The 25439-nt window shown below is 69.3% G+C and carries 25 protein-coding genes; 8 read left to right on the top strand and 17 right to left on the bottom strand.

Annotation, left to right across the window (positions count from 1 at the left end; all coding sequences use genetic code 11):
- Positions 1 to 39: 39 nt before the first annotated feature.
- Both J5226_RS12425 and J5226_RS12420 read right to left on the bottom strand, forming a co-directional pair.
- The gene (locus J5226_RS12425; protein WP_215840174.1) at positions 40 to 753 is read right to left on the bottom strand and encodes a rhomboid family intramembrane serine protease; all 714 of its coding nucleotides are present in this window, start codon (positions 751 to 753) and stop codon (positions 40 to 42) included.
- 248 nt (positions 754 to 1001) lie between these two features.
- A complete protein-coding gene (locus tag J5226_RS12420) occupies positions 1002 to 1337 on the bottom strand; it encodes an MGMT family protein (RefSeq protein WP_215840173.1) in 336 nt (111 codons plus the stop codon).
- Between the two features lie 40 nt (positions 1338 to 1377).
- Between J5226_RS12420 and J5226_RS12415 the strand changes: the two genes are divergently transcribed.
- Entirely contained in the window at positions 1378 to 1782 is a 405-nt protein-coding gene (locus J5226_RS12415; RefSeq protein ID WP_215840172.1) for a hypothetical protein, read from the top strand.
- A 205-nt stretch (positions 1783 to 1987) separates the two neighbouring features.
- Here the strand turns inward: J5226_RS12415 and J5226_RS12410 are convergent, their stop codons facing one another.
- Both J5226_RS12410 and J5226_RS12405 read right to left on the bottom strand, forming a co-directional pair.
- Positions 1988 to 3115 carry an inorganic phosphate transporter gene (locus J5226_RS12410; protein ID WP_215840171.1) on the bottom strand — a complete coding sequence of 376 codons (1128 nt, stop codon included), beginning with the start codon at positions 3113 to 3115 and terminating at the stop codon, positions 1988 to 1990.
- A 10-nt stretch (positions 3116 to 3125) separates the two neighbouring features.
- Positions 3126 to 3752 carry a DUF47 family protein gene (locus tag J5226_RS12405; protein ID WP_215840170.1) on the bottom strand — a complete coding sequence of 209 codons (627 nt, stop codon included), beginning with the start codon at positions 3750 to 3752 and terminating at the stop codon, positions 3126 to 3128.
- Between the two features lie 444 nt (positions 3753 to 4196).
- Here J5226_RS12405 and J5226_RS12400 point away from each other — a divergent pair, with 444 nt between their 5' ends.
- Together J5226_RS12400 and J5226_RS12395 are read left to right on the top strand one after the other, a co-directional pair.
- A complete protein-coding gene (locus J5226_RS12400; protein ID WP_215840169.1) occupies positions 4197 to 5531 on the top strand; it encodes a hemolysin family protein in 1335 nt (444 codons plus the stop codon).
- Positions 5512 to 6204: an exopolysaccharide biosynthesis protein gene (locus J5226_RS12395; RefSeq protein WP_215840168.1), complete on the top strand. Its 693-nt coding sequence runs from the start codon at positions 5512 to 5514 to the stop codon at positions 6202 to 6204. The genes J5226_RS12400 and J5226_RS12395 overlap by 20 nt, the downstream gene beginning before the upstream one ends.
- A 78-nt stretch (positions 6205 to 6282) precedes the next feature.
- On the opposite strand, the gene J5226_RS12390 is transcribed toward J5226_RS12395, so the two are convergent.
- The 3 genes from J5226_RS12390 to J5226_RS12380 form a co-directional block, all read right to left on the bottom strand.
- Positions 6283 to 8421 carry an EAL domain-containing protein gene (locus tag J5226_RS12390; RefSeq protein ID WP_215840167.1) on the bottom strand — a complete coding sequence of 713 codons (2139 nt, stop codon included), beginning with the start codon at positions 8419 to 8421 and terminating at the stop codon, positions 6283 to 6285.
- Between the two features lie 10 nt (positions 8422 to 8431).
- A complete protein-coding gene (locus tag J5226_RS12385) occupies positions 8432 to 9409 on the bottom strand; it encodes a phosphate/phosphite/phosphonate ABC transporter substrate-binding protein (RefSeq protein ID WP_215840166.1) in 978 nt (325 codons plus the stop codon).
- A 287-nt stretch (positions 9410 to 9696) separates the two neighbouring features.
- Positions 9697 to 10545 carry an RNA methyltransferase gene (locus tag J5226_RS12380; protein ID WP_215840165.1) on the bottom strand — a complete coding sequence of 283 codons (849 nt, stop codon included), beginning with the start codon at positions 10543 to 10545 and terminating at the stop codon, positions 9697 to 9699.
- A 96-nt stretch (positions 10546 to 10641) separates the two neighbouring features.
- Between J5226_RS12380 and J5226_RS12375 the strand changes: the two genes are divergently transcribed.
- Positions 10642 to 11460 carry an inositol monophosphatase family protein gene (locus J5226_RS12375; protein WP_215840164.1) on the top strand — a complete coding sequence of 273 codons (819 nt, stop codon included), beginning with the start codon at positions 10642 to 10644 and terminating at the stop codon, positions 11458 to 11460.
- Between the two features lie 256 nt (positions 11461 to 11716).
- Positions 11717 to 12565: a hypothetical protein gene (locus tag J5226_RS12370; protein ID WP_215840163.1), complete on the top strand. Its 849-nt coding sequence runs from the start codon at positions 11717 to 11719 to the stop codon at positions 12563 to 12565.
- Between the two features lie 84 nt (positions 12566 to 12649).
- On the opposite strand, the gene J5226_RS12365 is transcribed toward J5226_RS12370, so the two are convergent.
- From J5226_RS12365 to J5226_RS12320, 10 genes are all read right to left on the bottom strand, one after another.
- Positions 12650 to 13525 carry a class I SAM-dependent methyltransferase gene (locus J5226_RS12365; RefSeq protein WP_215840162.1) on the bottom strand — a complete coding sequence of 292 codons (876 nt, stop codon included), beginning with the start codon at positions 13523 to 13525 and terminating at the stop codon, positions 12650 to 12652.
- Between the two features lie 21 nt (positions 13526 to 13546).
- Entirely contained in the window at positions 13547 to 13987 is a 441-nt protein-coding gene (locus J5226_RS12360) for a hypothetical protein (RefSeq protein WP_215840161.1), read from the bottom strand.
- Positions 13988 to 14210: 223 nt separating this feature from the next.
- Positions 14211 to 15176 carry a protein translocase subunit SecF gene (secF, locus tag J5226_RS12355; RefSeq protein ID WP_215840160.1) on the bottom strand — a complete coding sequence of 322 codons (966 nt, stop codon included), beginning with the start codon at positions 15174 to 15176 and terminating at the stop codon, positions 14211 to 14213.
- A gap of 15 nt (positions 15177 to 15191) precedes the next feature.
- Positions 15192 to 17051 (bottom strand): protein translocase subunit SecD, encoded by a 1860-nt coding sequence (gene secD, locus J5226_RS12350; protein WP_215840159.1) that lies wholly within the window; start codon positions 17049 to 17051, stop codon positions 15192 to 15194.
- A 58-nt stretch (positions 17052 to 17109) separates the two neighbouring features.
- Complete coding sequence (gene yajC, locus J5226_RS12345) at positions 17110 to 17448, bottom strand: preprotein translocase subunit YajC (protein ID WP_215840158.1); 339 nt, start codon at positions 17446 to 17448, stop codon at positions 17110 to 17112.
- A 268-nt stretch (positions 17449 to 17716) separates the two neighbouring features.
- Positions 17717 to 18823 (bottom strand): tRNA guanosine(34) transglycosylase Tgt, encoded by a 1107-nt coding sequence (gene tgt / locus J5226_RS12340; protein WP_215840157.1) that lies wholly within the window; start codon positions 18821 to 18823, stop codon positions 17717 to 17719.
- 235 nt (positions 18824 to 19058) lie between these two features.
- Positions 19059 to 20099: a tRNA preQ1(34) S-adenosylmethionine ribosyltransferase-isomerase QueA gene (gene queA, locus J5226_RS12335; RefSeq protein ID WP_215840156.1), complete on the bottom strand. Its 1041-nt coding sequence runs from the start codon at positions 20097 to 20099 to the stop codon at positions 19059 to 19061.
- Positions 20100 to 20598: 499 nt separating this feature from the next.
- Positions 20599 to 21201, bottom strand: coding sequence for a response regulator transcription factor (locus J5226_RS12330; protein ID WP_215840155.1), 603 nt, complete (start codon positions 21199 to 21201; stop codon positions 20599 to 20601).
- Positions 21198 to 22382 carry a sensor histidine kinase gene (locus tag J5226_RS12325; protein ID WP_215840154.1) on the bottom strand — a complete coding sequence of 395 codons (1185 nt, stop codon included), beginning with the start codon at positions 22380 to 22382 and terminating at the stop codon, positions 21198 to 21200. Before J5226_RS12325 ends, J5226_RS12330 begins: the two co-directional genes overlap by 4 nt.
- 176 nt (positions 22383 to 22558) lie before the next feature.
- Entirely contained in the window at positions 22559 to 22774 is a 216-nt protein-coding gene (locus J5226_RS12320) for a hypothetical protein (protein ID WP_215840153.1), read from the bottom strand.
- A gap of 437 nt (positions 22775 to 23211) precedes the next feature.
- Between J5226_RS12320 and J5226_RS12315 the strand changes: the two genes are divergently transcribed.
- From J5226_RS12315 to J5226_RS12305, 3 genes are all read left to right on the top strand, one after another.
- Positions 23212 to 24711, top strand: a complete 1500-nt coding sequence (locus tag J5226_RS12315) for an aminotransferase class III-fold pyridoxal phosphate-dependent enzyme (protein WP_215840152.1) — start codon at positions 23212 to 23214, stop codon at positions 24709 to 24711.
- 111 nt (positions 24712 to 24822) lie between these two features.
- Positions 24823 to 25065: a hypothetical protein gene (locus tag J5226_RS12310; protein WP_215840151.1), complete on the top strand. Its 243-nt coding sequence runs from the start codon at positions 24823 to 24825 to the stop codon at positions 25063 to 25065.
- A 54-nt stretch (positions 25066 to 25119) separates the two neighbouring features.
- Positions 25120 to 25431, top strand: coding sequence for a hypothetical protein (locus J5226_RS12305; protein WP_215840150.1), 312 nt, complete (start codon positions 25120 to 25122; stop codon positions 25429 to 25431).
- Positions 25432 to 25439 lie beyond the last annotated feature (8 nt).

Genomic DNA, 25439 nt, shown 5'->3' with positions numbered 1-25439 from the left:
CATCGGCGTCGCGGCCATCTTTAATCCCCGAGGAGCGCGCTACTTCACCACCCGCAACTTCGACGCCTTGCGCCGCTCGCGCAGCGCGTCCGCGCGCGGGTCGCGGCGCGGGCCGCCGCCGTTGCGCGGCGGGTGCGAGCGCCAGGAGCGGATCAGCAACCAGCCGACGATCATGCCGCCGAGGTGGGCGAAGTGGGCGACGCCGGTGCCGGTGGTGAACACGCCGTAGAACAGCGAGGCGGCGACGTAGACGATCACCAGGGTGCGCGCCTTGAGCACGATCGGGAACGGCAGCAGGGTCACCTTGCGGTTCGGGAACAGCATGCCGTAGGCCAGCAGCAGGCCGTAGATCGCGCCGGACGCGCCGAGGGTCAGGATCAGTTGCCCTTCGTAGATGGCGTAGGTCGCCGCCACCAGTTGCAGCAGCGCCGAGCCGAGCAAGCAGACGAAGTAGTAGATCGCGTAGCGGCGCGCGCCCCATTCGTACTCGATGGACGAGCCGAACATCACCAGGGCGAGCATGTTGAAGACCAGATGGCCGAGGCCGCCGTGCATGAAGCCGGAGGTGATCAGCTGCCAGGGCATGAAGCCCGGCCCGTCGACGATGAACTGCGAAGGCACCCACGGCCACAGCTCGAACCACAGCGGCCACAGGCGCGCGGTTTCGCTGGCGCTGGCGATGGACTGCAACAGGAAAACGGCAACGTTGGCGATCAGCAGCTTGCGCGTGACCGGCGGGATACTGGAAAACATCGCGACTCCTCGAACCGGGCGCTATGGTAGCCGCGCGCGCCGGGCCGCGAGGTGAGCGCGGCGTGCAGATCGCGCCGGCCGTTCAGATCGGAACGTGGCCGCGGTCGCGGTCGCCGCCGGGCGGTTCGCGGCGCGCGCCTCGCGTTCGGCGCGCCGGGCTCCGGCGGCCCGCTCGATGCGCCGATCCGATACGCGGGCTCGGCGCTCCGGCTGAGCGCCGGCTCGCCAGGCCGGCTTAGCGTGCCGGCTTACTCGGCCGGCCCCCAGATCTGCTCGTCCATCGTCGCCGCCGCGCGCTGGCCGCGCACCCGCCCCTTCTCGACCTTCACGCCTTCCGCGCGCAAACGTTGGGACTGTTCGCGCCACTGCTTGGAGCCTTCCGGGAACGCGATGCGGCCGTCGGAGCGCAGCACCCGGTGCCAGGGCAGCTGGGCGTCGTCGTTCCCGCTGAGCAGGCGCGCGACCAGACGGGCGCGTCCGGGCAGTCCGGCGCGGCGCGCGACCTCGCCGTAGCCGGCGACTTCGCCCCGGGGAATCGCGCGGATCGCGGCGAGGATCCGCTTGGCGGCAGTTTCGCTGTCCATCGCGGTAGCATATGCCCTGTTGCGCGCAGGAGTCGCCCCCATGCAGTTCGACCACATCCAAAAGCATCTCACCCAAGCCGGGTTCCGCCTTTCCGTCCACGACAGCGTGATCTGCGTCGAGCTGTCGCTCGAACAAGGCACCCGCCATCAGTCGATCTTCCTGTCCGAACAAGAGGACGACGACGGCCGCGGCTTCCTGCGCGTGAGCACCGCGATCGCCCCGACCACCGGCCTGGACGCGCGCCGCGCGCTGGCGTTCAACTGGGAAAGCCACGTCGGCTATCTCGCCATCGGCAATCTCGACGGCGTGCCGTATCTGCAACTGTGCGAGAACCGTCCGCTGGATACGCTGGACTCGGCCGAACTGCAGCGGCTGGTGCTGGAGATCGGCGGTGTCGGCGACAGCATGGAGCGGGTGTTGTCGGCGAACGGCGATTTGCTCTGATTTCGCGCGAAGGTCGGGTTCGTCGTTGTTGAGGATACGCGGTCGCGGCTTACGCCGCTCCTACAGGGGCTGCGGATGCCGCATGCGCTACCTGTAGGAGCGGCGTAAGCCGCGACCGCGAACCCCCAACAACGACGCGACCTCCCATCCCGCGCAACGAAAAAGGCCCGCATCCACGGGCCTTTTTCGTATCCATCGCCGGACCTCAGATCCAGCCCATGAACCGCATCAGTTCGAACAACGCATAAGCGATACCGCCCGCGGCGGGAATGGTCAGGATCCACGCCCAGATCATCTTCTCCACCACGGTCCACTTGATCGAGTTGAAGCGCTTGGCCGTGCCCACGCCCATGATCGCGGCGGAGATGTTGTGCGTGGTCGACACCGGGATGCCGAGCGAGGACGCGGCCATGATGACCGAGGCGGCGCTGGTCTCGGCGGCGAAGCCGTGGATCGGGTGCAGCTTGACCAGCTTGTGGCCGAGCGTCTTGATGATGCGCCAGCCGCCGGCGGCGGTGCCGGCCGCCATCACCACGGCGCAGGTCAGCTTGATCCAGGTGTCGATGTCGTTGTTGGCCAGCGCGCCCGGCGAGGGGTGCAGGAAGGCCAGCCACGCCGGCAGGTTGTCGAGGGTGCCGGCCTGCTGCGCGCTGACCAGGGCCAGGGCGATGATGCCCATGGTCTTCTGCGCGTCGTTCATGCCGTGGGCGAAGCCCATGCCGGCGGCGCTGAGCAGCTGCGCCTTGCCGAAGAAGCCGTTGACCCAGCGCGGCCGCGCCATCCGCCGCAACACGCCGCCGCTGGAGGCCATCGCCGAGATGATCGCGAACAGCACGCCCATCACCAGGAAGCCGGCGGCGAAGCCGAGCACCGGCGAGGTGAACATCGGCACCACCACCTTCCACAGCACGCCGGCGCTCTTCCAGATCGGTTCGGCCGGGTGCGACCACACCACCGCGTGCCAGTTGTTGGAGGCCGCGGCGATGGCCGCGCCGCACAGGCCGCCGATCAAGGCGTGCGAGGACGAGGACGGCAGGCCCAGCCACCAGGTGATGAGGTTCCAGATGATGCCGCCGAGCAGCGCGCACAGGATCAGCTGCGAACCGACTTCGACCACGCCGGCGTCGATCAGGCCCGAGGCGATGGTCTTGGCCACCGCGGTGCCCCACAGCGCGCCGATCAGATTGGTCGAAGCGGCCAGCGCCACCGCCTGCATCGGCGAGAGCACCTTGGTCGCCACCACCGTGGCGATGGAATTGGCGGTGTCGTGGAAGCCGTTGACGTATTCGAAGATCAACGCGGCCAGGATGACCACCAGGACGAGCGTAAGCATCGCGCGCGCCTCAGGAGTTTTTCAGGACGATCTGATAGGCGACCACGCCGGCCTCGCGGCAGCGGTCGATGGCCTTTTCCAGGATCTCGAAGAACTCCTTCAGCAAGAACATCTGCAGGTTGTCGAGCTGGCCGGAGTAGATGTCGCGGTACAGCTCCAGCATCAGCCGGTCGGCTTCGTTCTCCAGCGCGCGCAGCTGGTCGTTGAGCGCCTTCATCGGCTCCAGCTTCAGGTGGCGCAGTTGGTGGACCATCTTCACCACCACGCCGGCGGCCTGTTCCAGCATCGCCGCGCGCGGGGCGAAGTCGATGTGTTCCAGGTGGCGGGTCGCCAGCGAGTAGCGGTCGGCGAACTTCTCGACCTGCTTGGGAATCTTGTACAGCGCGGTCGACAGCGCTTCGATGTCCTCGCGCTCGATCGGGGTGATGAAGCTGTCGACCAGCTCCTGGCTGATCTTGTCGGAGGTCTCGCGCTCGCGCTGGCGGGCGAGCTTGAACGCGTCCAGCGCGGGCTGGCGGTCGGAGGCCTTGAGCATCTCGTGCAGCGCCCGGGTGGCGTCGTGGGCGGCGACGGCCGCCTCCTCCAGCAGGGTGTAGAACTGGTTGCCTTGGCCGAAAATCGTCTGCAGGGAGAACATGCGGGGAGCCTCTGGGCCGACGCGGCGCTGCCGTCCGGCGGGTTTCGAAAGGGGTCGGCGACCGGCCGGGCCGGCGCCGCGCGCGGCCGCGCCGGAAAGCCGGAACGGGGCGTGCGGGCGCGATTATGACGGTTTGACGACGGCCCGCCCACCTTGACGCGCCATCCGCCCGCCCCCAAGTCGGTATGGACCCGCACCGAGTTGGCGGTTCCGCGCGCCGGCCGGCTTTTCACGAAGGGGCGCCGCGCGGGCCTGCTAAGATCGGCCCCGCCCCGTCCCGCGCCCCAGGCGCCGGCCGCGGCGACCCTTCCTTTCCCCGCACCACACCATGGACGACGACCCAAAACCGCCGCCCGGCCGCGCACTGCCGGCCATCCCGCACCGCACCGCCCCTTTCCGTGAATCGACCGCGCCGCGGTCCGCCGGCCACAGGAGGCACTGCCGATGCTGGAACTTCTGATCGTCGTGGCTCTGATCGTCGTCAACGCCTTCTTCGCGATGTCGGAGATGGCGCTGATGACCTCGCGCAAGCTGCGCCTCAAGCAAATGGCCGAGACCAGCAAGGGCGCGCGCACCGCGCTGGCGCTGGCCGAGCAGCCCGACAACCTGCTGTCGACCGTGCAGATCGGCATCACCCTGATCGGCATCCTCACCGGCCTGTTCGGCGGCGAGTCGATCGGCCTGATCATCGCCGGCTGGTTCGACTTCCTGCTGCCCGGCGACGCCACCCGCTACGCCCACACCCTGGGCATCGGCACCGCGGTGGTGCTGATCGCCTCGGCCCAGGTGATCTTCGGCGAACTGGTGCCCAAGCGCCTGGCCCTGACCAATCCCGAACGCATCGCCAGCAACGTGGCGATCGTGCTCAACGGCCTGGCCCGCGCGGCCAAGCCGGCGGTGTGGGTGCTGGGCACGATCAACCGCTTCGTGCTGCGCCTGCTCGGCATCAAGGACGACGCGCGCAGCGAGATCAGCGAAGAGGAAATCCGCCTGCTGGTCAGCGAAAGCCACGAGCAGGGCGTGATCGACGCCGACGAGCGCAAGATGGTCAACCGGGTGCTGAGCCTGGGCGACCGCACCGCCGACAGCCTGATGACGCCGCGCACCCGCATCGCCTGGCTCGACGCGTCCGCCTCGCTGGACGAGAACCTGGCGACGATGCGCGAATCGCCGTTCTCGCGCTTCCCGGTCTACCGCGGCAGCGATCAGGACGTGCTCGGCGTGCTCGAGGCCAAGGCGCTGCTGGCCGATCTGGTCCAGGGCCGCGTGCCGGATCTGTTCGGCCAGCTCAAGGACGCGCTGTTCGTGTCCGAATCCACCCACGCGCTGAAGCTGCTGGAGATCTTCCGCGAGGAACAGCAGTCGCTGGCGCTGGTGGTGGACGAATACGGCGACGTCACCGGCCTGATCACGGTCAACGACCTGATGGGCGCGGTGATCGGCCGCGTGCAGAACGCCGAATCCGACGACCAGCCCGGCCCGGTGGTGCAGCGCGAGGACGGCAGCTATCTGGTCGACGGCGCGCTGCCGCTGGAAGAACTGCGCGAAACCGTCGGCGGCGGCCGCTTGCCGAACGAAGACGAACACGACTTCCACACCGCCGCGGGCATGGTCATCGCCCACTTCGGCCGCATCCCGCACGTGGGCGAGCATTTCTCCTGGCCGGGCTGGCGGATCGAGGTGATCGATCTGGACGGCCCGCGCATCGACAAGCTGCTGCTGCAACCGCAACAGGCCAAGCCCGCGGAGTCCGGCGAAGATGACGCCACCAGCGGCTGATCGCGGCGACGCGCCGCGTGGGGACGGCGACCGCCGTTCCCACGCGCGCGACGCGCACGAGGCCGGCACCCGCGCCCTGCTCGACGCCATCGTCGCCGGCGACCCGAACGAGGCGGTGCGCTTCGGCGACGTATTCAACGGCCTGGGCAACCGCTCGTTCGGCATGTTGCTGTTCGTCTCCACCCTGCCCGCCTTCATTCCGATTCCGGGCGTCGGCGGCGCGATCAGCGGGCCGCTGGTGATCCTGGTCGGCCTGCAACTGCTGATCGGCCTGCGCCGGCCGTGGCTGCCGGGCTTCATCGCCAAGCGCGGCCCGCACCGCAGCGCGCTGGGCAAGTTCCGCAATCTGCTGGCGCCGTGGCTGACCCGGCTGGAACGCTTCGTCAGCCCGCGCCTGCCGGCCTTGCTCGATCACCGCGCCGCCAGCGCGCTGACCGGTTTGCTCGTGGTCCTGGTCGGCGTCCTGCTGTCGCTGCCGATCCCCTTCACCAACTTCCTGTTCGGCGCGCTGCTGCTGTTGTTCGCCTTCGCCCTGCTGGAACGCGACGGCAAGCTGATGCTGATCGCCTGGGCCGCGGGCGCCGCGGCGGTGGTGGTGTTCGGGATTCTGTCGGGCAGCTTGGTGCAGGCGGTGGCGGAGTGGGTGGCGATGGCGCAAGCGAAGCTAGGCTAGGAGATAGCGGATAGGAGTTAGGAGATAGCGAAGAGCCGCTTTTGCTATCTCCTAACTCCTATCCGCTATCTCCTGGCTTCAAGCCAACAACGCCAAAAACTCCCCCGCCGGCACCGGATGCCCGAGCCAATAGCCCTGCGCCAGATCACAGCCGCGCTCGCGCAGCACCGCGTACTGGCCTTCCTTCTCCACGCCCTCGGCCACCACGGTCACGCCCAGCGAATGGGCCATGGCGATGATCGCCGTAGTCAGGGCCAGATCGTCGGGGTCGCGCAGCACGTCGGCGACGAAGCTGCGGTCGATCTTGACGCCGTCCACCGGCACCCGGCGCAGATGGCTCAGGCCGGAGAAGCCGGTGCCGAAATCGTCCAGCCAGACTTTCACCCCGCTCGCGCGCAGCCGCGACAGCAAGGCGCTGGCGTGGACTTCGTCGCCGATCACCGCGGTCTCGGTCAGTTCCAGATGCAGCAGCCACGGCGGCAGCCGGGTTTCCTGCAGGCAAGCGGCGACCACGTTGGGCAGATCGCCGTTGCGCAACTGCCGCGGCGAGACGTTGACCGACACGAACAGCGGCTCGCCGCCGGCGCGCGCGCGCTGCCACACCACCGCGTCTTCGCAAGCGGCGCGCAGCACTTGCGGGCCGAGGGTTTCGATCAACCCGCTCTGCTCGGCCACGTCGATGAACACCGACGGCGCGATCAGCCCTTGCTCGGGGTGCTTCCAGCGCAGCAGCGCCTCGGCGCCGACCATCGCGCCGTCGCCCAAACGGAACACCGGCTGATAGACCAGACTCAACTCGCCGCGATCCCAGGCGCCGCGCAACGCGTGTTCCAGATGCACGCGCCGCTCCACCGCCTGATCCATCGCCCGGCTGTAGAAGCGATAGCAATTCTTGCCGGCGACTTTCGCCTGATACATGGCGATGTCGCCATTCTTCATCAGCGACGTCGCGCCGTTGGCGTCCTCGGGATACAAGGTGACGCCGATGGAGGTGCCGAGGAACACCTGCCGCTCGTGCACGGCGATCGGCTGGCCGAGTTCGGTCACCAGCACTTCGGCCAGATGGGTCGCCAGATGGCGCGCCTCGCCCGGGCGGTGATGCCCGCCTTCGACCAGAATCACGAACTCGTCGCCGCCGAACCGCGCCAGTAGCGCGCGCTGCCCGCCGACCCGCTCGACGGTGTGGGCGATGCGCTGCGCGCACTGCAGCAGCACCTCGTCGCCGGCGTCGTGGCCGAGGGTGTCGTTGACCCGCTTGAAATCGTCGATGTCGGCGAACAGCAGCGCCAACTGCCCGCGGCCGCCGCCGAACTGCTGCAGGCGCTCGTCCAAGGCTTCGCGGAACGCCAGCCGGTTGGCCAGCCCGGTCAGCGAATCGGTGTAGGCCATGCGGCGGATGTCGCGGTCGTGGCGCGCCAGCGACTGGCTCATGCGGCTGAAGGCACGCATCAGGTCGCCGACTTCGTCGTTGTGACGGGCCGCGTCGGAATCGTCGAACTGGCCGAAGCGGCCGTCCTCGATCGCGTGCGCGGCCTCGGCCAGATCGCGGATCGGCTTGACCAGCCAGCGCTGGATCAGCCACAGCATCGCCGCGCCCAGCGCCAGCAGGCCCAGGCTCAGCAAGCCCACCCACAGCAATTGCAAGCGGCCGAGCGCGTCCAGGCGCCGGCGCAGTTCCTGCAGCGCGCTGTCCTGATACGCGCGCATGGCCTTGAGGTCGTAACCCACGCGCACGCCGCCCAAGCGCTGCTGGCCGATCTTGATCGGCGCGGACACGTCGAAGGTGTTCTCGCCCCACTGCCCCAGCAGCGCCGGCGCGGCGACGATCTTGGCCGCGAGCGGATCGTCCATGCGCTTGCCGTAGCTCGGGATCTCCTCGCTGCCGTCGTGGACGACGTTGCCGTCGTTGTCGTAGACCACGACGTAGCGCACGCCCGGGTTGGTCATCGCCGCGCGGCTGAGTTCGCCGACCGCGTCGAGGTCGAAGTAGTACAGCGGGTTGGTCAGCGAACCGGCGAGTTGCGCGACCTCGCCCTCGCCGTGGCGGCGCAGGCTGGCGACGAAGCTGTCGCGCATGGCGTCGCGGCTGACGCCGACCACTTCGCTCTGGATCCGCTCCTGCCGGTGCAGCAGCAACAGGATCAACACCGCCACCACGGCCAAGGCCAGGCCCATGATCGCCAGGAACTTGGCCTGCAACCCGCGCGGCGACTTCATCGAGGCCTCTTCATTCGACGTCCGCGCGCACCCGCGCCACGCCTTCGCCGATGTGGTCGAGCGCGCGTTGCGAGGCCGGGTCCACCGGCATGAAGCGGGTGGTCTTGAAGAAGCGCAGCAGCGCCTCGCCGGCGTCGGGATCTTCGGCCGCGTCCAGCAGCACCTCGCGCAGGCGCGCGGCGACCTTCGCGTCCATGTCGCCGCGCACCAGCTCCAGCGCGCGCGGGTAGTCGGCGCTGCGGCCGATCTGGACGAAGTCGCGGCGGAACGCCTCGGGCACGCGGCGCGGGTTGTCCCAATCCAGATTGCTGGTGACGCCGGCGTCGACCAATCGCTTGTGCACCCAGGTGGCGATGTTGAGCTCCGAGCGCGCGAACAGATAACCGACCGCGCCGCGGTTGATGCGGTCGGTCGGCGACAACAGGATTTCCAGGCGCAGGCCGCGTTCGAGCAAGGTCGCGGCGGGCACGAAGTAGGCGCTGGTCGAGGACGGGCGCTGGAAGGCGACGTTGTGGCCGCTGAGGTCGTCGAGCGAGCGCAGCCCGCTGTCGCGGCGGGCGAAGAACACGCTGTGGTAGTGGCTGACGCCGTCGCGCTCGGTCAGCAGCAGCGGCCGCGCGCCGGCGCGCTGGTGCAGCAGCATCGCGGTGCCGGCGGTCTCGCTGACCCAATCGACCCGGCCGCGGCGCAGGTAGCTGCCCATCTGCTGCACGTCCTTGGCCATCAGGATGCGGCCCTCGCGGATGCCGACGTTCGCCATGCGCGGGACCACGTAGTCCAGCAGCGGCTTGAGCTGTTCGTAATGGGCCTTGGGATCGTCGCTGATCCGCCCGAGCACCAGCACGTGGGCGTCGGGGTCCTCGCTGTGGGAATGGCTGGCGCGTTCGTGCGGCGCGGGCGCCGCCACGGCCGGGCCCAAGACCCCGATCAGGGCCAGCCCGAACAACCACCCCCAACGCCAAGCCCTAGCAGCGATCAATCGCTTCATCCTCGCCGAGCGGATCGGCCAACCGCAGCGGCAGCGTAATCGAAACCGCGTCCGCGCCGATACCTCGGGGCTGGCGCGCGGACGCAACGCTGGGACGCGCGGGCCGGCGCGGTCGCGGCGCCGGTGGCCGGCCGGCGGCGCAGCGGCGGCGGACGCGGCGCGTCGCACCCGTGCGCGGCCCGCTTCGCGGCGGCGCCGAAGACGAACGCGCCGACGATCCGTTCGCCCAAGCGCGCCGGCCGCCAATACCGCCGCAGCCAAGCCCACGGACGCCGCGCCGGCGGACCTCAGCGGCGGAATCCGGCCAGCATCGCGGTGCGCTCCACATCGGCCAGCACGCCGCGCAACAGGCGCACCTCGCGCTCGTCCAGCTCGGCGCGCAGGAACAAGCGGCGCAGCTTGTGCATCGCCGCCTCGGGCACCCGGCCCTTGTGGAAGTCGATCGCGTCCAGCGCTTGCCCGAGTTGGCCGAAGAAACCTTCCATCTGGGCGTGGCTGGCCGGCGGCTCGCGCCGTTCGCCCGCCTCGCCCTCGCCGCCGGCCGCGGCCAGCGCGGCCATGCGCAGTTCGTAGCTCAGCACCTGCACGGCGGCGGCCAGGTTCAGCGAGCTGTACGCCGGATTGGCCGGGATGTGCACGGCCGCGTGGCACAGCTGCAGTTCTTCGTTCTCCAGGCCGGTGCGCTCGCGCCCGAACACCAGCGCCACCTCGCCGCCGGCGCGGGCGCGCGCGTCGCACAGCGCGGCGGCCCGACGCGGGTCGAACTGCTCCAGGGCGATGCGCCGACTGCGCGCGGTGCAACCCAACACGAAGTGGCAATCGGCCACCGCCGCGGCGAGATCGGGAACGATCGCGGCGGCCGCCAGCACGTCGTCGGCGCCGGCGGCCAGGGCGTAACTGTCGCGGTCCGGGGCCTTTTCCGGCGCGGCCAGGATCAGCCGCGACAGGCCCATGGTCTTCATCGCCCGCGCCGCCGAGCCGATGTTGCCGGGGTGCTGGGTGCCGACCAGGACGATGCGGATGCGGGCCGCCGCCGGGTCGGCCGGCTCGGCAAGGGGGGTGGACGCTGCCTCAAGTGAGTTGGCGTTTTGAGGCGCCTGGGCGCCTTCGTCGGATTCGCGGGGATCGTGGTTCATGCGCAAATGGTAAACTCCCCGCCCCGGCCACAGGCGCCGGTCCGTTCTTTCCCCCCGTCAGCCGTCCCCACCTCATCCGTTCGAGGCCGTAAAGCCATGCAGAAACCCGCCGTCACCCTCATGGTCAAGGCCGCCCGCGCCGCCGGCAACATCCTGTTGCGCCACATGCACCGCCTGGACGCGCTCAACGTGGTGGAGAAGGACCGCATGGACTACGCCAGCGAAGTCGATCGCCTGGCCGAAGCCGAAATCATCAAAGAATTCCGCCGCGCCACGCCCGACTACGCCATCCTCGGCGAAGAACACGGCCCGCTCGGCCAGTCGCGCAACACCTGGGTCATCGACCCGCTCGACGGCACCAGCAACTACCTGCACGGCATCCCGCATTTCTGCGTGTCGATCGCGCTGTGCGAAAACGGCGAACCGACCCACGGCGTGATCTTCGATCCGCTGCGCAACGACCTGTTCACCGCCAGCCGCGGCAGCGGCATGCAGCTCAACGAAAAGCGCGTGCGCATCGCCGACCGCAAGGAGATGGGCGGCGCCATGCTGATCACCGGCTTCCCGCCGCGCGAACGCGCGCGCGCCAGCGCCCACCTCAAGTGCCTGGACAATCTGCTGGTCGACGCCGAGGACGTGCGCCGCACCGGTTCGGCCGCGCTGGATTTGGCCTATGTCGCCTGCGGCCGCGCCGACGCCTACTTCGAAGCCGGCCTGAAACCGTGGGACGTCGCGGCCGGCGTGCTGATGGTGCGCGAGGCCGGCGGCAAGGTCACCGACTTCAAGGGCCGCCCGACCGGGCCGATGGACAACCGCGGCCTGCAGCCGCGCCAGATCGTCGCCGGCAACCTGCGTCTGGCCGAGGCGCTGCAGCAGCGCATCGTCAACACCGGTTACGCCGCCGCGTTCGATTGAACCGGCGCGCCGGCCGGCGCGATTGCCGAGCATGCCGAAAATGCCGCGCTTGTCGCGGCGTTTTTCGTTTGCGCGCGCTTGTCGGCATGAACTCGCCGGAGCGCGCGAATCGCCCCGAATTTATCGGCAGCGCAACCGCCAGCGCCCGAGCCTGCGGATGAAAGCCGCTTCACCGCCGTGATGCGGCGACGTTGAACGGGGTGTGTGCGGGCGCCGCCCGGCTCCGCGCCCATCCCCTTCTGCCGAGGCCTTCGCCATGACCGTCGCATCGCACTCGCGTCCGTTTCCCCTGCTGTCCCTGCTGGCCAGCGCCTGCCTCGCCCTCGGCACGCTCGCGCCGCGCGCCGCCGACGCTCAGGCGATGATCGTCATGTCGGACATGTGCGACGACCCGGCGGCCGTGTTCGATTACCAATGGTCGCGCGCCAATCACGGCGTGACCGCCGCGTTCCTGATGCGCGACGACGGCAGCGTCGCGCCGATCGAAGGCGCCGACGCACGCGGGCTGCCGGCTTACCCGCAGCTGTTTGTCGCCGCCCACGGCGCCTCCAACAGCATTTCGAAGATGACTCACGACGCATTCGCCATCGCCCTGCGCGCGGCCCGCCCGGCCACGCCACACAGCGTGTTCTTCGCGGTGTGCAGCTCCGGCGCCGGCCCCAACAGCTTGCTCAAGAAGGTCAATACCGCGTATTGCAACGGCATTTCCCGCCTCGACGGCGGCGTGGTCGGCTGCGCGCTGACCGGCAACGGCAAGGCCTCGCTGGTCGGCGCGCAGTACAACATCTACGTCGAGCGGAGCGATGAAACGCTGTATGACACCATCGTGCGCAACATCATCGCCAAGTGGAAGACCGACTACCCGGGCCAGCGCGGACGCAACTATGCGCAGGTGTGCCAGGGCCTGATCGCCACCCGCGGCTACGATGCCGAGGCGCTGAGGCGGTTCATGGCCACGGTCTACAGCGAGTTTCAGCAAAAAGCCGTGGATCCGGAGCACTCGACCAACTACCTGGACTTGGTCGGGCTCAACGAAGGCGGCCGGCCGCTGGCGTCCTGCGGCGCCGACCCGACCGGCAACGGGCGGCCGACGGCCTGCCCCTGAAATCCGGCACGAACATCGGACACGGATAGCCGACGCGAACACCCGGCACGCGGCCGCATCGCCATCGCGATGCGGCCTGCCCGCTCAACCCGCCCGCGCGGTCACCACCCACACCGCACCGCCGACCTCGAGGCGGTCATCGCCGGCCAGTTCCAGCAAAGATGCGCGGATCGCCGCGCGCGCCCGCGCATTGATCTCCTCGCTCTGCGGTTCCAGCAAGCGCGCGATCGGCCCGACCCGGAACACTTGCTCCATCGCGTCGTCGGCCATCGCCTCGCGGGTGGCGCCGCGGCCGAGGTAGAACGGCGTGGCGAACGGCTTGAGTTCGACGCCGGCGAAACCGGCGTCGGTCAGCACTTCGCGGATGTGGTCGGGATCGCTGAACGCGAACGGCCCGGGCTGGCGCGTATCCACCGGCGTGCGTTCGAGGATGTGCGCGATCGCGGCCAGCGGCCGTTCGTACCAATCGTTGAGCTCGGGCCCCTGCCAGCAGGCGAAGGCGAGACGGCCGCCGGGCTTCAGCGTCTTGCGCAGTTCGGCGAAGGCGGCGGTCGGATCGTCGAAGAACATCACGCCGAAGCGCGAGAACAGCAAGTCGAAACTCTGCGGCGCGAAGCCCGGCCGGCTGGCGTCGGCTTCGCGGAACTCCACCGCCAGCCCTTGCGCGGCGGCGCGTTCGCGCGCGCGACCGAGCAGCGGCGCGGAGATGTCCACGCCGGTCACCGCGCCGCTCGCGCCGACCGCGCGAGCGAGTTCGAACGAGGTCGCGCCGGCGCCGCAGCCGATGTCGAGCACCGCCTCGCCGGGCTGCGGCGCGGCGGCCTCGAACGCGGCGCGGCCGTAGGCGGCGGTGCGTTCGTCGAGCCAATCGTTGTAGGTCAGCCAGCGCTGGCCGACCGGGCCGTTCCAGTAGTCGATCTGTTCGGCGTTGGGCGGCGCGGCGGGAGCGGGAACGTTCAAGGCGATCTCCTGGGTCGGCGCTCAGCGGCGCGGGAGGCGGCGGGCGTGGGCGAGCAAGCCGGGCGTGGCGCGGATCCAGCCGACGCTCTCGTCGGTCGGATACAGCCGGCCTTCGGGCGTGCGGCTCAGGTTGAGGATGTAGTCGCCGCCCTCGGGCGGGCGGCCCGGGGATTCCAGCGCGACATCGAACGCGAACTCGCCCAGCGGCGCGCCCTTGAAGGTTTCCAGCGCGCGGGCGCGGACCCGGAACAGCGGATAGCCCCCCAGGCCTTCGCCGGCGCCGTGGTCGCCGAGGGGCTCGGCGCCGAGCAGGCGCGCATGCACGCTGACCGCCGAGCGCTCCTGGAAATAGGCGATGTCGCGCTTGAGGAACGCCTCGTCGCGCGTCTGCGCGAACGCGGCGCCGACGCCGACGGACAGCACCAGCGCGAGCCACAGCGCGGCTTGGGTGTTCGAGCGCATACCGATGATCCTTCGTGTGGTCGCGACCCACGAAGTCTTTCGCGTGGCGGCGGCGGGGTCAATCGGCAGTGCGAGCCTGACTGTGCCGAATGCGGCGGCGCGGCGCGGCATGGCGCCGCGGGCGGCCGCTCCCGGCCGCGCCGACGGCATTCGGCGCGCGGACGAAAACGAAAAAGGCCGCGCGGATGCGCGGCCTTTCCCGGAGTGCGGCAACAAAGAGGACTTACGGGCGACGCGCCAGCGCCGCTTCGTCCTTCGCCTTCGGCATCAGGTCCTGCTTGGTGACCTTCAGCAGGCCCAGGGTCAGCAGCGGGCAGGCGACGAAGATCGAGGACAAGGTACCGATGATGATGCCGAGCATCTGCGATTCGGCCATGCCGCGCAGCGAACCGCCGCCGTAGATGTACAGCGCCACCACGGTCAGGAAGGCCACGAACGAGGTGATGACGGTACGCGACAGGGTCTGGTTGATCGACTTGTTCAGCACCGCCTCGGGGTCGGCGCGCATCGAGCGGAAGTTCTCGCGGACGCGGTCGAACACCACGATGGTGTCGTTGATCGAGTAGCCCATCACCGACAGGATGCCGGCCAGCACGGTCAGGTCGAACTCGTGGCCGGTGATGGCGAACCAGCCGGCGACCACGACCACGTCGTGCAAGGTGGTGATGATCGCCGCCACCGCGAACTTCCATTCGAAGCGGAAGGCGATGTAGATCAGGAAGCCCACCACCACGAACAGCAGCGCGTACAGGCCCTTGAGCGCGAGCTCCTTGCCGACCTGCGGGCCGACGAACTCGTTGCGCACGATCTGGGCCTTGTTGCCGGCGTCGGTCACCGCCTTGCTCACCGCGTCGGCGGCGTGCTTGGTGGCGACGTCGCCGCTCTCGCCCTCGCGCGGCTGCAGGCGGATCAGCAACTGGTTGCCCGAACCGTAGGTCTGCACCTGGGCGCTGTCGTAGCCGTCGGCGGCGAGCTTCTCGCGCACCGTGTCCAGCGGCATCGGCTTGTCCAGGTGCGCTTCGATCAGGTTGCCGCCGGTGAAGTCCAGGGCGTAGTTGAAGCCGCGGGTGCCCATTGCGCCGATCGCCACGAACATGATGATGGCGGCGACCGCGATGGAGACCCATCGCAGGCGCATGAAGTCGATGTTGGCGTCGTTGGGCAGCAGGGTCAGCGGGAAAATCTTCATGTCTGGGTTCTCCCGTCAGATCGCGATGGACTTGAGCTTGCGGCGGCCGCCGTACAGCAGGGTGGCGATGCCGCGCGACACGGTGACCGCGGTGAACACCGAGGTCAGGATGCCGATGATCATGGTCATCGCGAAGCCCTGCAGCGGGCCGGTGCCGAACGCCCACAACGCGACGCCGGCGAGCAGCGCGGTCATGTTGGAGTCGAAGATGGTGCCGGAGGCCTTGTCGTAGCCGGTGGCGATCGCCGCCTGCGGCGGCACCCCGGCGCGCAATTCCTCGCGTATGCGTTCGTTGATCAGCACGTTGGCGTCCACCGACATGCCCACCGACAAGGCCAGGCCGGCGAAGCCCGGCAAGCTCATCGTGGCGCCCATCAGCGACATCAGCGCGATCACCATCAGCAGGTTCAGCAGCAGCGCCAGACAGGTGATCAGGCCGAACATGCGGTAGTAGATCAGGAAGAAGGTCAGCGCGAACACGAACGAGTACAGCACCGCGGTGGTGCCGCGCTTGACGTTCTCCGCGCCCAGGCTCGGGCCGACCACGCGTTCTTCGACGAACACCATCGGCGCGGCCAGGGCGCCGGACTTGAGCTGGTTGGCCAGCGACTTGGACTCTTCCGCGCTCAGGCCGGTGGTCTGGAAGCTCTTGCCGAACACGCCCTGGATGGTCGCGGAGTTGATCACGCGCTCGTCGGTGCGGATCGACTGCACTTCCTTGCCGTCGACGATGGAGGTGGTCGGGATCTGCTCGACGTAGACGATGCCCAGGCGCTTGCCGACGTTCTCCAGCGTGTGGTCGAGCATGCGCTGGCCGCCGACGCTGTTGAGGTTGATCGACACGCCCTGGCGGCCAGTCTGCGGATCGGTCATCGGCTGGGCGTTGACCAGCTGATCGCCCGACACCAGCAGGCGCTTGGACAGCAGCAGCGGGACCTTGTTCTCGGTGTAGTAGACGCGCGCGTCCGGCGGCACGCTGCGGTCGCGCACGGCGGCGGCGGCGGCGGCTTCGTCGCCGACCACGGCGCGGAACTCCAGGGTCGCGGTCGCGCCGATCTGGCGCTTGGCCTCGGCGGTGTCCTGCAGGCCCGGCAGCTGGATCACGATGCGGTCGGTGCCCTGGCGCTGGATCACCGGCTCGGCCACGCCGAAGGCGTTGATGCGGTTGCGCAGGGTGTTGAGGTTCTGCTCGATGGCTTCCAGCGAGATGCGGTTGAGCTCGGACTGCGGCACGTCCAGGGTCACGGTCTGGCCGTCGAGGCTCAGGCCCAGGTTCGGGAACGAGGCGCGCAGGCGCTGCTGGGCCTTGGCCTTGTCGGCGTTGACGCCGAGCGTGGCGACCAGGGCTTCGTTGCCGCGGCGCACCACCGAGGTGTAGGGCACGCCGGCGTCGCGCAGGGTCGAGCGGATGTCTTCGACGTAGGCGTCCAGGCGCTTGTCGAGCGCGGCGTTCTGGTCGACCTGCATGACGAAGTGGACGCCGCCCTGCAAGTCCAGGCCGCGCGGCATCGGCTTGGCGGCCAGCGATTCCAGCCACTTCGGCGCGGTCGGGGCCAGGCTCAGCGCGACCACGTAGTCGCTGCCCAGGCGCGGGCGCAGCAAGTCGGCGGCGCGGGTCTGTTGTTCGGTGTCGGCCAGGCGCACCAGCAAGTTGCCCTGCTCTTCGACCTTGATCGACTTGGACGGAATCTTGGCCTCGGCCAGGATGCCCTCGATCCGCTTGGCCAGCGGCGCGTCGATGGCGGTGGTGCCGGCCTTGGCGGCGGACACCTGGACCGAAGGATCCTGCGGATAGGCGTTGGGCAGCGCGTAAATCACGCTGAGGATCAGGACCGCCACAATGGCGAAGTATTTCCAGCGCGCGAAGGTCAGCATCGATAACCCCTACGGCGGCCTCCCCGGCCGCCGCTTCTCAAAGTGGCGTGGCGTCGGCTCAGGCCGACTTCAAGGTGCCCTTGGGCAGCACGTTGGAAATGGCGCCGCGCTGGATGCGGACGCTCACGTTCGGCGCGATTTCGACGGTGATGAAGTTCTCGCCGATGTTGGTGACGGTGCCGGCGATGCCGCCGTTGGTCAGCACTTCGTCGCCCTTGGACAGCTTTTCCAGCATGCCGCGGTGTTCCTTGGCGCGCTTCATCTGCGGGCGGAAGATCAGGAAGTACATCACCGCGATCAGGATCAGCGGCAGGACCAGCGTGGTCAGGCCGCCGCCGCTTTGCGGAGCCGCGCCCTGGGCATAGGCGGGAGCGATCAGGAGGTCGATCAGGTTCATCTGGAAGTCCTGGAACTAAAAATAGCCGGGGATTATGCCACGGCCGGGCCGGGGCTACGGCCGGCCCGGATCGGGGCCCGGAATCGATGGATTCCAGGCCGGATCTGAGCCGGGGCGCACGTTTTCGCGGGCGGGCCGGGGCCGGTCTCGCCCGCTCCCCCTTGGACCGGGGGCGGCGGGCGGTGGCGGCGACGGCCTTCGCCCCGCCCTCTCCCGCGGCCGGGAGAGGCGGACAGGGCGTCCGCCCGCCGCGCGGGCGAACGGCGTATCAGCTGCGCGCGGCGTAGAAGGACTCGCGGAAGGCGGCAAAGGTTCCCTGCTCGATCGCCGCGCGCATCTGCGCCATCAGCCGCTGGTAGTAGCGCAGGTTGTGCAGGGTGCCCAGCATCGGCCCGAGCATTTCGTTGCAGCGGTCCAGATGGCGCAGGTAGGCGCGGCTGAAGCCGTTGGCGCAGGCGTAGCAGTCGCAGCCTTCCTCGATCGGGCGCAGATCGCGCTCGTACTTGGCGTTGCGCACCCGCACCGTGCCCTGCGCGGTGAAGTAATGGCCGTTGCGCGCGTTGCGGGTCGGCATCACGCAATCGAACATGTCGACGCCGCGCGCGACCGATTCGACCAGATCCTCCGGCCGGCCCACGCCCATCAGGTAACGCGGGCGGTCCTGCGGCAACTGCGGGCAGGTGTGTTCGAGCATTTCGTTGCGCTCGGCCTCCGGCTCGCCGACCGCGAGGCCGCCGATGGCGTAGCCGTCGAACTCCAGCGCCTTGAGCGCTTCGGCCGAACGCGTGCGCAACTCGTGGTGGACGCCGCCCTGGACGATGCCGAACAGCGCCGCGTCGTTGCCCTCGTGGGCCTTCTTGGAACGCTCGGCCCAGCGCAGGCTCAGTTCCATCGACTTGCGCGCGACCTCCTCGGTGGCCGGGTACGGCGTGCATTCGTCGAAGATCATCACGATGTCCGAATCCAGCACGCGCTGGATGTTCATGCTCTCCTCCGGGCCGAGGAACACCTTGCTGCCGTCCACCGGCGAGGCGAAGGTCACGCCCTGCTCGGTGATCTTGCGCCGGTGCGCGAGCGAGAACACCTGGAAACCGCCGGAGTCGGTCAGGATCGGGCCACTCCAGCGCGAGAACCCGTGCAGGCCGCCGTGATCGCCGATCACGTCCAGGCCCGGACGCAGATACAGGTGGAAGGTGTTGCCGAGGATGATCTGCGCGCCGAGGTCGCGCACGTGCTCGGGCATGATGCCCTTGACCGAGCCGTAGGTGCCGACCGGCATGAACGCGGGGGTTTCGACCGTGCCGCGCGGGAAGGTCAGACGGCCGCGGCGCGCGGCGCCGTCTTGGCCGAGGAGTTGGAAGGACATGCGGCTCATGCGCGGGTTCCTGGTTGGCGGCGGGCGCTTGCAGCGGCACGCGTGTAAGTGGAATTCGTTCGGGGCGCGGCGCGGATGTCTCCGCGCCCTCGCCTTTTTCACCGTTGTTCCGGCGAAAGCCGGAATCCATTTTGCCGTTGCTCTCGATTCGAACGGCGCGAAGCAAAATCAAAATGGGTTCCGGCTTTCGCCGGAACGACGGCTTGAGGGTTCTCGGTTTCGGGATGCCGCGGCGCTACTCGGCGTCGCTCGGCGACAACAACATCGCATCGCCGTACGAAAAGAACCGATACCGCTGCGCGATCGCATGCGCATAGGCCTCGAACACCCGGCCCTTGCCGGCGAAGGCCGACACCATCATCAGCAAGGTGCTTTCCGGCAGATGGAAGTTGGTGACCATCGCATCGACCGAGCGGATGCGGTAGCCCGGCAGGATGAACAAGCGGGTCTCGCCGGCGAACGGCTGCAATTCGCCGCCGCCCTGATGGGTCGCGCTTTCCAGCGCGCGCACCACGGTCGTGCCGACCGCGACCACACGGCCGCCGGCGGCGCGGGTGCGGCGGATCTGCTCGACCAGCCCGGCGCCGACGTTGAGCCATTCGCTGTGCATCACGTGCTGGGACAAGTCGTCCGCGCGCACCGGCTGGAAGGTGCCGGCGCCGACGTGCAGGGTCACCTGGCCGAACTGCACGCCGCGCTCGCGCAGCGCTTGCAGCAAGGTCTCGTCGAAATGCAGGCCGGCGGTCGGCGCGGCCACCGCGCCGACTTCGCGCGCGAACACGGTCTGGTAGCGCTCGGCATCGTCCTGGCCCGGCTCGCGCTGGATGTACGGCGGCAGCGGCAGGCGGCCGGCGTGCAGCAGCCACTGCTCCAGCGATTCGGGCACGTGGAAGCGCAGGCGGTAGAACTCGCCGTCGCGGCCGAGCACCTCGGCCTCGCCGCCGGCGTCCAGGGCGATGCGCGCGCCCTCCTTCGGCGACTTGCTCACGCCGAGCTGCGCGCGCGCTTCGTTGGAACCGAGCAGGCGCTCGATCAGGATCTCGACCCGCCCGCCGGTGCTCTTGTTGCCGAACAGCCGCGCCGGGATCACCCGGGTGTCGTTGAACACCAACAAATCGCCCGGCTGCAGCAACTGCGGCAGATCGCGGAAGGTGCGGTCCTCGAGCGCGGCCGGCGCCGGCGGCACCAACAACAGCCGGCTGGCCGAACGTTCGGCCAGCGGCGCCTGGGCGATCAGCTCGGGCGGGAGGTCGTAATGGAAGTCGGATTTTTTCAAAGGAAACCGGAGGTGTGAGCGCGAAGCGCCGCCCCGTCCGAAGCTCGGCCAACCGGCCGCCATCCCGGCCCAGCGGCCGGATCGGATCGAGGAGGAGAACGGGCCATTATCCCGGGTCTGGCCCGCGAGCGCCAAAACCGCAGTTCAGCCCGGCCGGGGCTCGGTCTCCAGCCCCCTGTAGGAGCGGCGTAAGCCGCGACCCGCCAACCCCGAAAACGCCGCGTTGGCGCCTCCCCCAGCCGCGAACCCCGCACTCCCGACTGTAGGAGCGGCGCAAGCCGCGACGCGGCCCTGTCAGCGCCGAAGCGCTCCAACCGGGCGAGAACCCTCGCTCGCGTTCCGTTCGCCCGGTCTTCGGTAGAGCCGTTGACTCTCAATCGATTGCGCGAAGGCCCAGGCCGGCTGCGCCGCTCGCACCGGAGCTTTCGCCGCGAACGGATACCCCGCGGTCGCGGCTTGCGCCGCTCCTACAGGGGCTTCGGCCGTATTCGCTGGGAACTTACAGCCAGCCGTTCTGGCGGGCCCGGCGGTACGCCTCGATCCGGTTGCTGCTGTCGAGCTTGCCGATCGCTTCGGACAAATAGTTGCGCACCGTGCCTTGGCTCAGGTGCAGCCGCTCGCCGATCTCCGCGGTCGACAGCCCCTCGCCGGCCAGCCGCAGCACCTGCCGCTCGCGCTCGGTCAACGGGTCCTCGTCGCTCCACGCCGCCACCGCCAGCTGCGGGTCGATGGCGCGGCCGCCGCGGTGCACCTGCCGCAGCGCTTCGGCCAACTGCCCGGCCGGCGCGTCCTTGAGCAGGTAGCCGCGCACGCCGGCGTCCATCGCCCGGCGCAGGTAGCCGGCGCGGCCGAAGGTGGTGACGATCACCACCCGCGTCGGCATGCCCGAATCGCGCACCCGCATCGCCAGATCGATGCCGGTCATGCCCGGCATCTCGATGTCGGTGACCACCACGTCCGGTTGCACCCGCTTGACCGCCTCCCAGGCTTGGGCGCCGTCGCCGGCTTCGGCGACCACCTCGATGTCGGGTTCCAGGTTCAACAACGCGGCCAGGGCGCCGCGCACCAAGGCTTGGTCTTCGGCAAGCAGCAAACGGATCATGCGGTACCTCGTTCGAGCAGCGCCGGCTGGCGCACGGACCCGGTCGGAGCGGCGGAAGCCGGCAGGCGGCGCGCGGCGCTGAGCGCCTCGCGCGACACCAGCAGGCTCAAGCGCGTGCCCGCGCCGGGAGGACTTTCGATTTCCAGCACGCCGCCGACCGAGCGCAGGCGTTCGCGCATGCCGGTCAGGCCGTGGCCCTCGGCGGACACGCCGCCGCGGCCGTCGTCGACGATGCGCAGGGCGATGCTGCCGCGCGCGTCCTGGGTCAGCTCCACCTCGACCCGGCGCGCGCGCGCATGCCGCAGCACGTTGGTGACCGATTCGCGCAGCGCCAGCGCCAGCGCGGTTTCCACCGCCATCGGCAGGTCCACCGGGTCGAGCCGGTGGTCGAGGCTGATCTCGCCGCCGAGCAGCGCCAGCCGCGCCGCCGCCAGTTCGGCCTGCAAGCCGTTGGCGCGGATGCCGGCGACGGCTTCGCGCACCTGGGTCAGCGCTTCGCGCGCGACCCGCTCGACTTCGCTGATCTGGTCTTGCGCCGCGCACTTGTCGTGTTCGATCAAACGCGCCGCCAGTTGCGACTTGAGCACCACCACCGACAAGGTGTGGCCGAGCAAATCGTGCAGGTCGCGGCCGATGCGCTCGCGCTCGGCCAGGCTGGCCAAGCGCCGCACTTCTTCCTGGGTCAAACGCAGCTCGGCGTTGCGGCGCTCGCGCGAGCGCGCGGCGAGCACGCCGGTGAACACGATCGCGCCGACCAGCGACTGGATCAGCACGCTGAACACCGGCGCGCCCTGCGCCGGCAAGGTGGCGATGGATTCGGCCGCGAACAGCGCGAACAGCGCCACGGTCAGGCTCAGCCCGCGCCACAGCGGCAGGAAGCTGGCGATCATGCCGGCGGAGAAAATCAGATAGGTGCCGCCGCCGATCCCGAACGGCACGGTGACGAAGCCCAGCCCCGCCACCGCCAGCACCAGCCACAGCCGCAAGGTCGCGCCGCCGCGATAGAACGCCCAGTACAGCGGCAGGAACACCAGCACCGAAGCCACCGCCATGGCCAGGATCCACCACGGCGCCGGGAAGTTGAACACCGGGATGAACACGAAACTCAGGTACAGCAGCGAGGCCAGATGCCAACCCAGCAAGTTGTCGTGGGCGTCGAGCGGTGGGCCGGGCGTGCGCATGAGGGTGTCGATCCTGGAAGTCGGGCGCGGCGCGCCTTGCGTTCCGCCATAGCGGGCGGCGATGGCGGCGAAGATCGCGGCGGAGGCGGCACGGCCCGACGATCCCTCCTCGGTGCGCGGCGCGTCAGCGGGAAATGAGCGGGTCGGATGCACGCTGGCCACGAACGATGCGGACTTTAACGGAGTTCGGCCGGCGCGGCCGGGTCGGCGCGCACGGCCGCGACGCGGCGCGCGCGCGCTGGTGCGCCCTCGCGCTCGCCGGCGCGCGGCGCCGCCGCGCGGCCCGCGCTCCAGGCGGCGCGGGCATACGCCGGCAGCTTCGCCGGCGCGGCCGGGCGCGGCTGACGCGCGGCCGCGGCGACGACGTTATGGAAAGGATGGATCGCGCTCATGGGGCTGCCTCGCTGGGGCCGGCTCGCTGGGGGCTCGAAGTTCGCCGCCACTGTCGGTTCCGCCGGCGTTGCACGGCAGTGCGCGCAGCCACCGATCGCCGGTGACAAGCGTCATCAGCGTCGCCAATCGCCGCCCGCGGCGGCCGAATCGGGACGCCCGACCAGGGGGTTATCGAGCCCGAACGGACGTGATAGACTCCCATAAATCATTGAAATGAAACGAAAAATCGTCAAAAGGCCTAGGCCTTACGCAAAATTTTTGCGTGGTTTTCCGGCGTTTCAAGGAGTTAGCTGAACCACCCATTCCCGTTGTGAGAGATGGCGCTTGGCGGCCCTTGGGGGGCCGCTGCAACTGCGAGGGTCCGGCCAGGGGGCGGACCGGTCTGCTCACGCAACAACCGGCAGGACGCCGACGACACCGACCACAGGAGATCGCCATGACCCACCTGCTCGCCCAACTCGCGCCGCTGCGCGCCCACGCCGGCAAACGCCGCACCGTCGGCCTGGACGACGAGACCGTCGCCCGCTTCGCCGTCACCCATCCGGAACTGGGCGAGGCCATCGCCGCCGCCGCCGCCGAATACGCGCTGATCCGCGACCTCCACGCCGACCTGCTCGACCTCGACGAGGACGCGCAGATCCAGGCCATCCAGGCCGGCTACGTCAATTTCTACCCCGACGACGGCGTCAACCCGTACGTCGCCCTGACCGCGCGCGGCCCCTGGGTCGTCACCCTCAAGGGCGCGGTCCTGCACGACTCCGGCGGCTACGGCATGCTCGGTTTCGGCCACACCCCCTCGGCGGTGATCGCCGCGATGGCCAAGCCGCAGGTGATGGCCAACATCATGACCCCGTCGCTGTCGCAGCTGCGCTTCGAGCGCGCCCTGCGCGGGGCCATCGGCGTGGAACGCGGCGGCTGCCCGTACGAGCGCTTCTTCTGCCTCAACTCGGGTTCCGAATCGGTCTCGCTGGCCGCGCGCATCGCCGACGTCAACAGCAAGCTGATGACCGACGCCGGCGCCCGCCACGCCGGCCGCGCGATCAAGCGCCTGGTCATCAAGGGCAGCTTCCACGGCCGCACCGAGCGCCCGGCGCTGTACTCGGATTCCTCGCGCAAGGCCTACACCCAGCACCTGGCCAGCTTCCGCGGCGAGGACTCGGTGATCGCGATCGAGCCCTACGACGCGCAAGCGCTGAAGCAGGCCTTCGCCGACGCCGACGCCAAGGGCTGGTTCATCGAAGCGATGTTCCTGGAACCGGTGATGGGCGAAGGCGACCCGGGCCGCGGCGTGCCGGCGTCGTTCTACGCCCTGGCGCGCGAACTCACCCGCGACCACGGCTCGCTGCTGCTGGTCGATTCGATCCAGGCCGGCCTGCGCGCCCACGGCGTGCTGTCCATCGTCGATTATCCGGGCTTCGAAGGCCTGGACGCGCCGGACATGGAGACCTACTCCAAGGCGCTCAACGCCGGCCAGTACCCGCTGTCGGTGCTCGCCGTCGGCGAACGCGCGGCCTCGCTGTACCGCAAGGGCTTGTACGGCAACACCATGACCAGCAACCCGCGCGCGCTCGATGTCGCCGTCGCCGTGCTCGAACAGGTCACCCCGCAGCTGCGCGCCAACATCCGCGCGCGCGGCGCCGAGGCGATCGAGAAGCTGGAGAAGCTCAAGCACGAACTCGGCGGCCTGATCACCAAGGTCCAAGGCACCGGCCTGCTGTTCTCCTGCGAACTGGCTCCGCAGTTCAAGTGCTTCGGCGCCGGCTCCACCGAGGAATGGCTGCGCGAGCGCGGCATCGGCGTGATCCACGGCGGCGCCAACTCGCTGCGCTTCACCCCGAACTTCACCATCGGCAGCGACGAGTTGGAACTGCTGGTGTCGATGGTCGGCCGCGCGCTGCGCGAAGGGCCGCGGGCGCAGCAGGCGGCGGCGGCCTAAGAACGGGAGTTAGCGAATAGGAGTTAGGAGTTAGCGAAAAGCAACGCTCTTGCTTTCGCTAACTTCTATCTAGATTCTGTTTCTCTATCTTCCAGCTCCCAAGGAAACCGCATGATCCGTCTGTCCAACAAGGAAACCGGCGCCGACATCGGCGAGATCAGCGAGGAAGAACTGCAGATCCTGGTGCTGGCGCTGGAAGAAGAAGACAGCCAGGACCAGGACTACTGGATCGACCACGCCACCGTGGACATGATCGAGATCGATCATCTCAACGCCGGTTCGCTGATCACCGTGCTGCGCGCGGCGATCGGCGAGAGCGACGGCATCGAAATCCAGTACGTGCGCACGGCCTGAAGCCCAGGCGTGGGCCGGCCGCGGCGACGCGGTCCGGCCAACGCGGCCCCGTCGATGGCGCTCGATCTGATCCAGGCCCGGCACGAGAGCGAGATCCACGTCTCGCGCAAGTGCTTCGCCCTCGACGAACGTTTCCACGCCCAGTTGCTGGCCCGCGCGCGCCCGGGCCGCGAGTATCCGCTGCTGCTCAAGCTGCGCGACTACTACGCCGACACCACGCTGCTGCTCGGCGAGTTGCCGCGGCTGCTCGCGGAACTGGACGGGATGACCGACCAGTTCACCGAACGCACGCAGATCCGCGCGTTTTCGCGCTTCGTCGAGCAGGCCATCGCCGACGGCGACAATATCTACGCCACCGCCGATTGAAACTCCGC

This window comes from Lysobacter sp. K5869 (genome assembly GCF_018847975.1).
GTDB lineage: Bacteria > Pseudomonadota > Gammaproteobacteria > Xanthomonadales > Xanthomonadaceae > Lysobacter.
This window is presented reverse-complemented; position numbering and strand designations above follow the sequence as displayed.

Coding starts and splice junctions, on each gene's coding strand:
- J5226_RS12425 (WP_215840174.1), bottom strand. CDS start 753: ATGTTTTCCAGTATCCCGCCGGTCACGCGCAAGCTGCTGATCGCCAAC.
- J5226_RS12420 (WP_215840173.1), bottom strand. CDS start 1,337: ATGGACAGCGAAACTGCCGCCAAGCGGATCCTCGCCGCGATCCGCGCG.
- J5226_RS12415 (WP_215840172.1), top strand. CDS start 1,378: ATGCAGTTCGACCACATCCAAAAGCATCTCACCCAAGCCGGGTTCCGC.
- J5226_RS12410 (WP_215840171.1), bottom strand. CDS start 3,115: ATGCTTACGCTCGTCCTGGTGGTCATCCTGGCCGCGTTGATCTTCGAA.
- J5226_RS12405 (WP_215840170.1), bottom strand. CDS start 3,752: ATGTTCTCCCTGCAGACGATTTTCGGCCAAGGCAACCAGTTCTACACC.
- J5226_RS12400 (WP_215840169.1), top strand. CDS start 4,197: ATGCTGGAACTTCTGATCGTCGTGGCTCTGATCGTCGTCAACGCCTTC.
- J5226_RS12395 (WP_215840168.1), top strand. CDS start 5,512: ATGACGCCACCAGCGGCTGATCGCGGCGACGCGCCGCGTGGGGACGGC.
- J5226_RS12390 (WP_215840167.1), bottom strand. CDS start 8,421: ATGAAGTCGCCGCGCGGGTTGCAGGCCAAGTTCCTGGCGATCATGGGC.
- J5226_RS12385 (WP_215840166.1), bottom strand. CDS start 9,409: ATGAAGCGATTGATCGCTGCTAGGGCTTGGCGTTGGGGGTGGTTGTTC.
- J5226_RS12380 (WP_215840165.1), bottom strand. CDS start 10,545: ATGAACCACGATCCCCGCGAATCCGACGAAGGCGCCCAGGCGCCTCAA.
- J5226_RS12375 (WP_215840164.1), top strand. CDS start 10,642: ATGCAGAAACCCGCCGTCACCCTCATGGTCAAGGCCGCCCGCGCCGCC.
- J5226_RS12370 (WP_215840163.1), top strand. CDS start 11,717: ATGACCGTCGCATCGCACTCGCGTCCGTTTCCCCTGCTGTCCCTGCTG.
- J5226_RS12360 (WP_215840161.1), bottom strand. CDS start 13,987: ATGCGCTCGAACACCCAAGCCGCGCTGTGGCTCGCGCTGGTGCTGTCC.
- secF (WP_215840160.1), bottom strand. CDS start 15,176: ATGAAGATTTTCCCGCTGACCCTGCTGCCCAACGACGCCAACATCGAC.
- secD (WP_215840159.1), bottom strand. CDS start 17,051: ATGCTGACCTTCGCGCGCTGGAAATACTTCGCCATTGTGGCGGTCCTG.
- yajC (WP_215840158.1), bottom strand. CDS start 17,448: ATGAACCTGATCGACCTCCTGATCGCTCCCGCCTATGCCCAGGGCGCG.
- tgt (WP_215840157.1), bottom strand. CDS start 18,823: ATGAGCCGCATGTCCTTCCAACTCCTCGGCCAAGACGGCGCCGCGCGC.
- J5226_RS12330 (WP_215840155.1), bottom strand. CDS start 21,201: ATGATCCGTTTGCTGCTTGCCGAAGACCAAGCCTTGGTGCGCGGCGCC.
- J5226_RS12325 (WP_215840154.1), bottom strand. CDS start 22,382: ATGCGCACGCCCGGCCCACCGCTCGACGCCCACGACAACTTGCTGGGT.
- J5226_RS12320 (WP_215840153.1), bottom strand. CDS start 22,774: ATGAGCGCGATCCATCCTTTCCATAACGTCGTCGCCGCGGCCGCGCGT.
- J5226_RS12315 (WP_215840152.1), top strand. CDS start 23,212: ATGACCCACCTGCTCGCCCAACTCGCGCCGCTGCGCGCCCACGCCGGC.
- J5226_RS12310 (WP_215840151.1), top strand. CDS start 24,823: ATGATCCGTCTGTCCAACAAGGAAACCGGCGCCGACATCGGCGAGATC.
- J5226_RS12305 (WP_215840150.1), top strand. CDS start 25,120: ATGGCGCTCGATCTGATCCAGGCCCGGCACGAGAGCGAGATCCACGTC.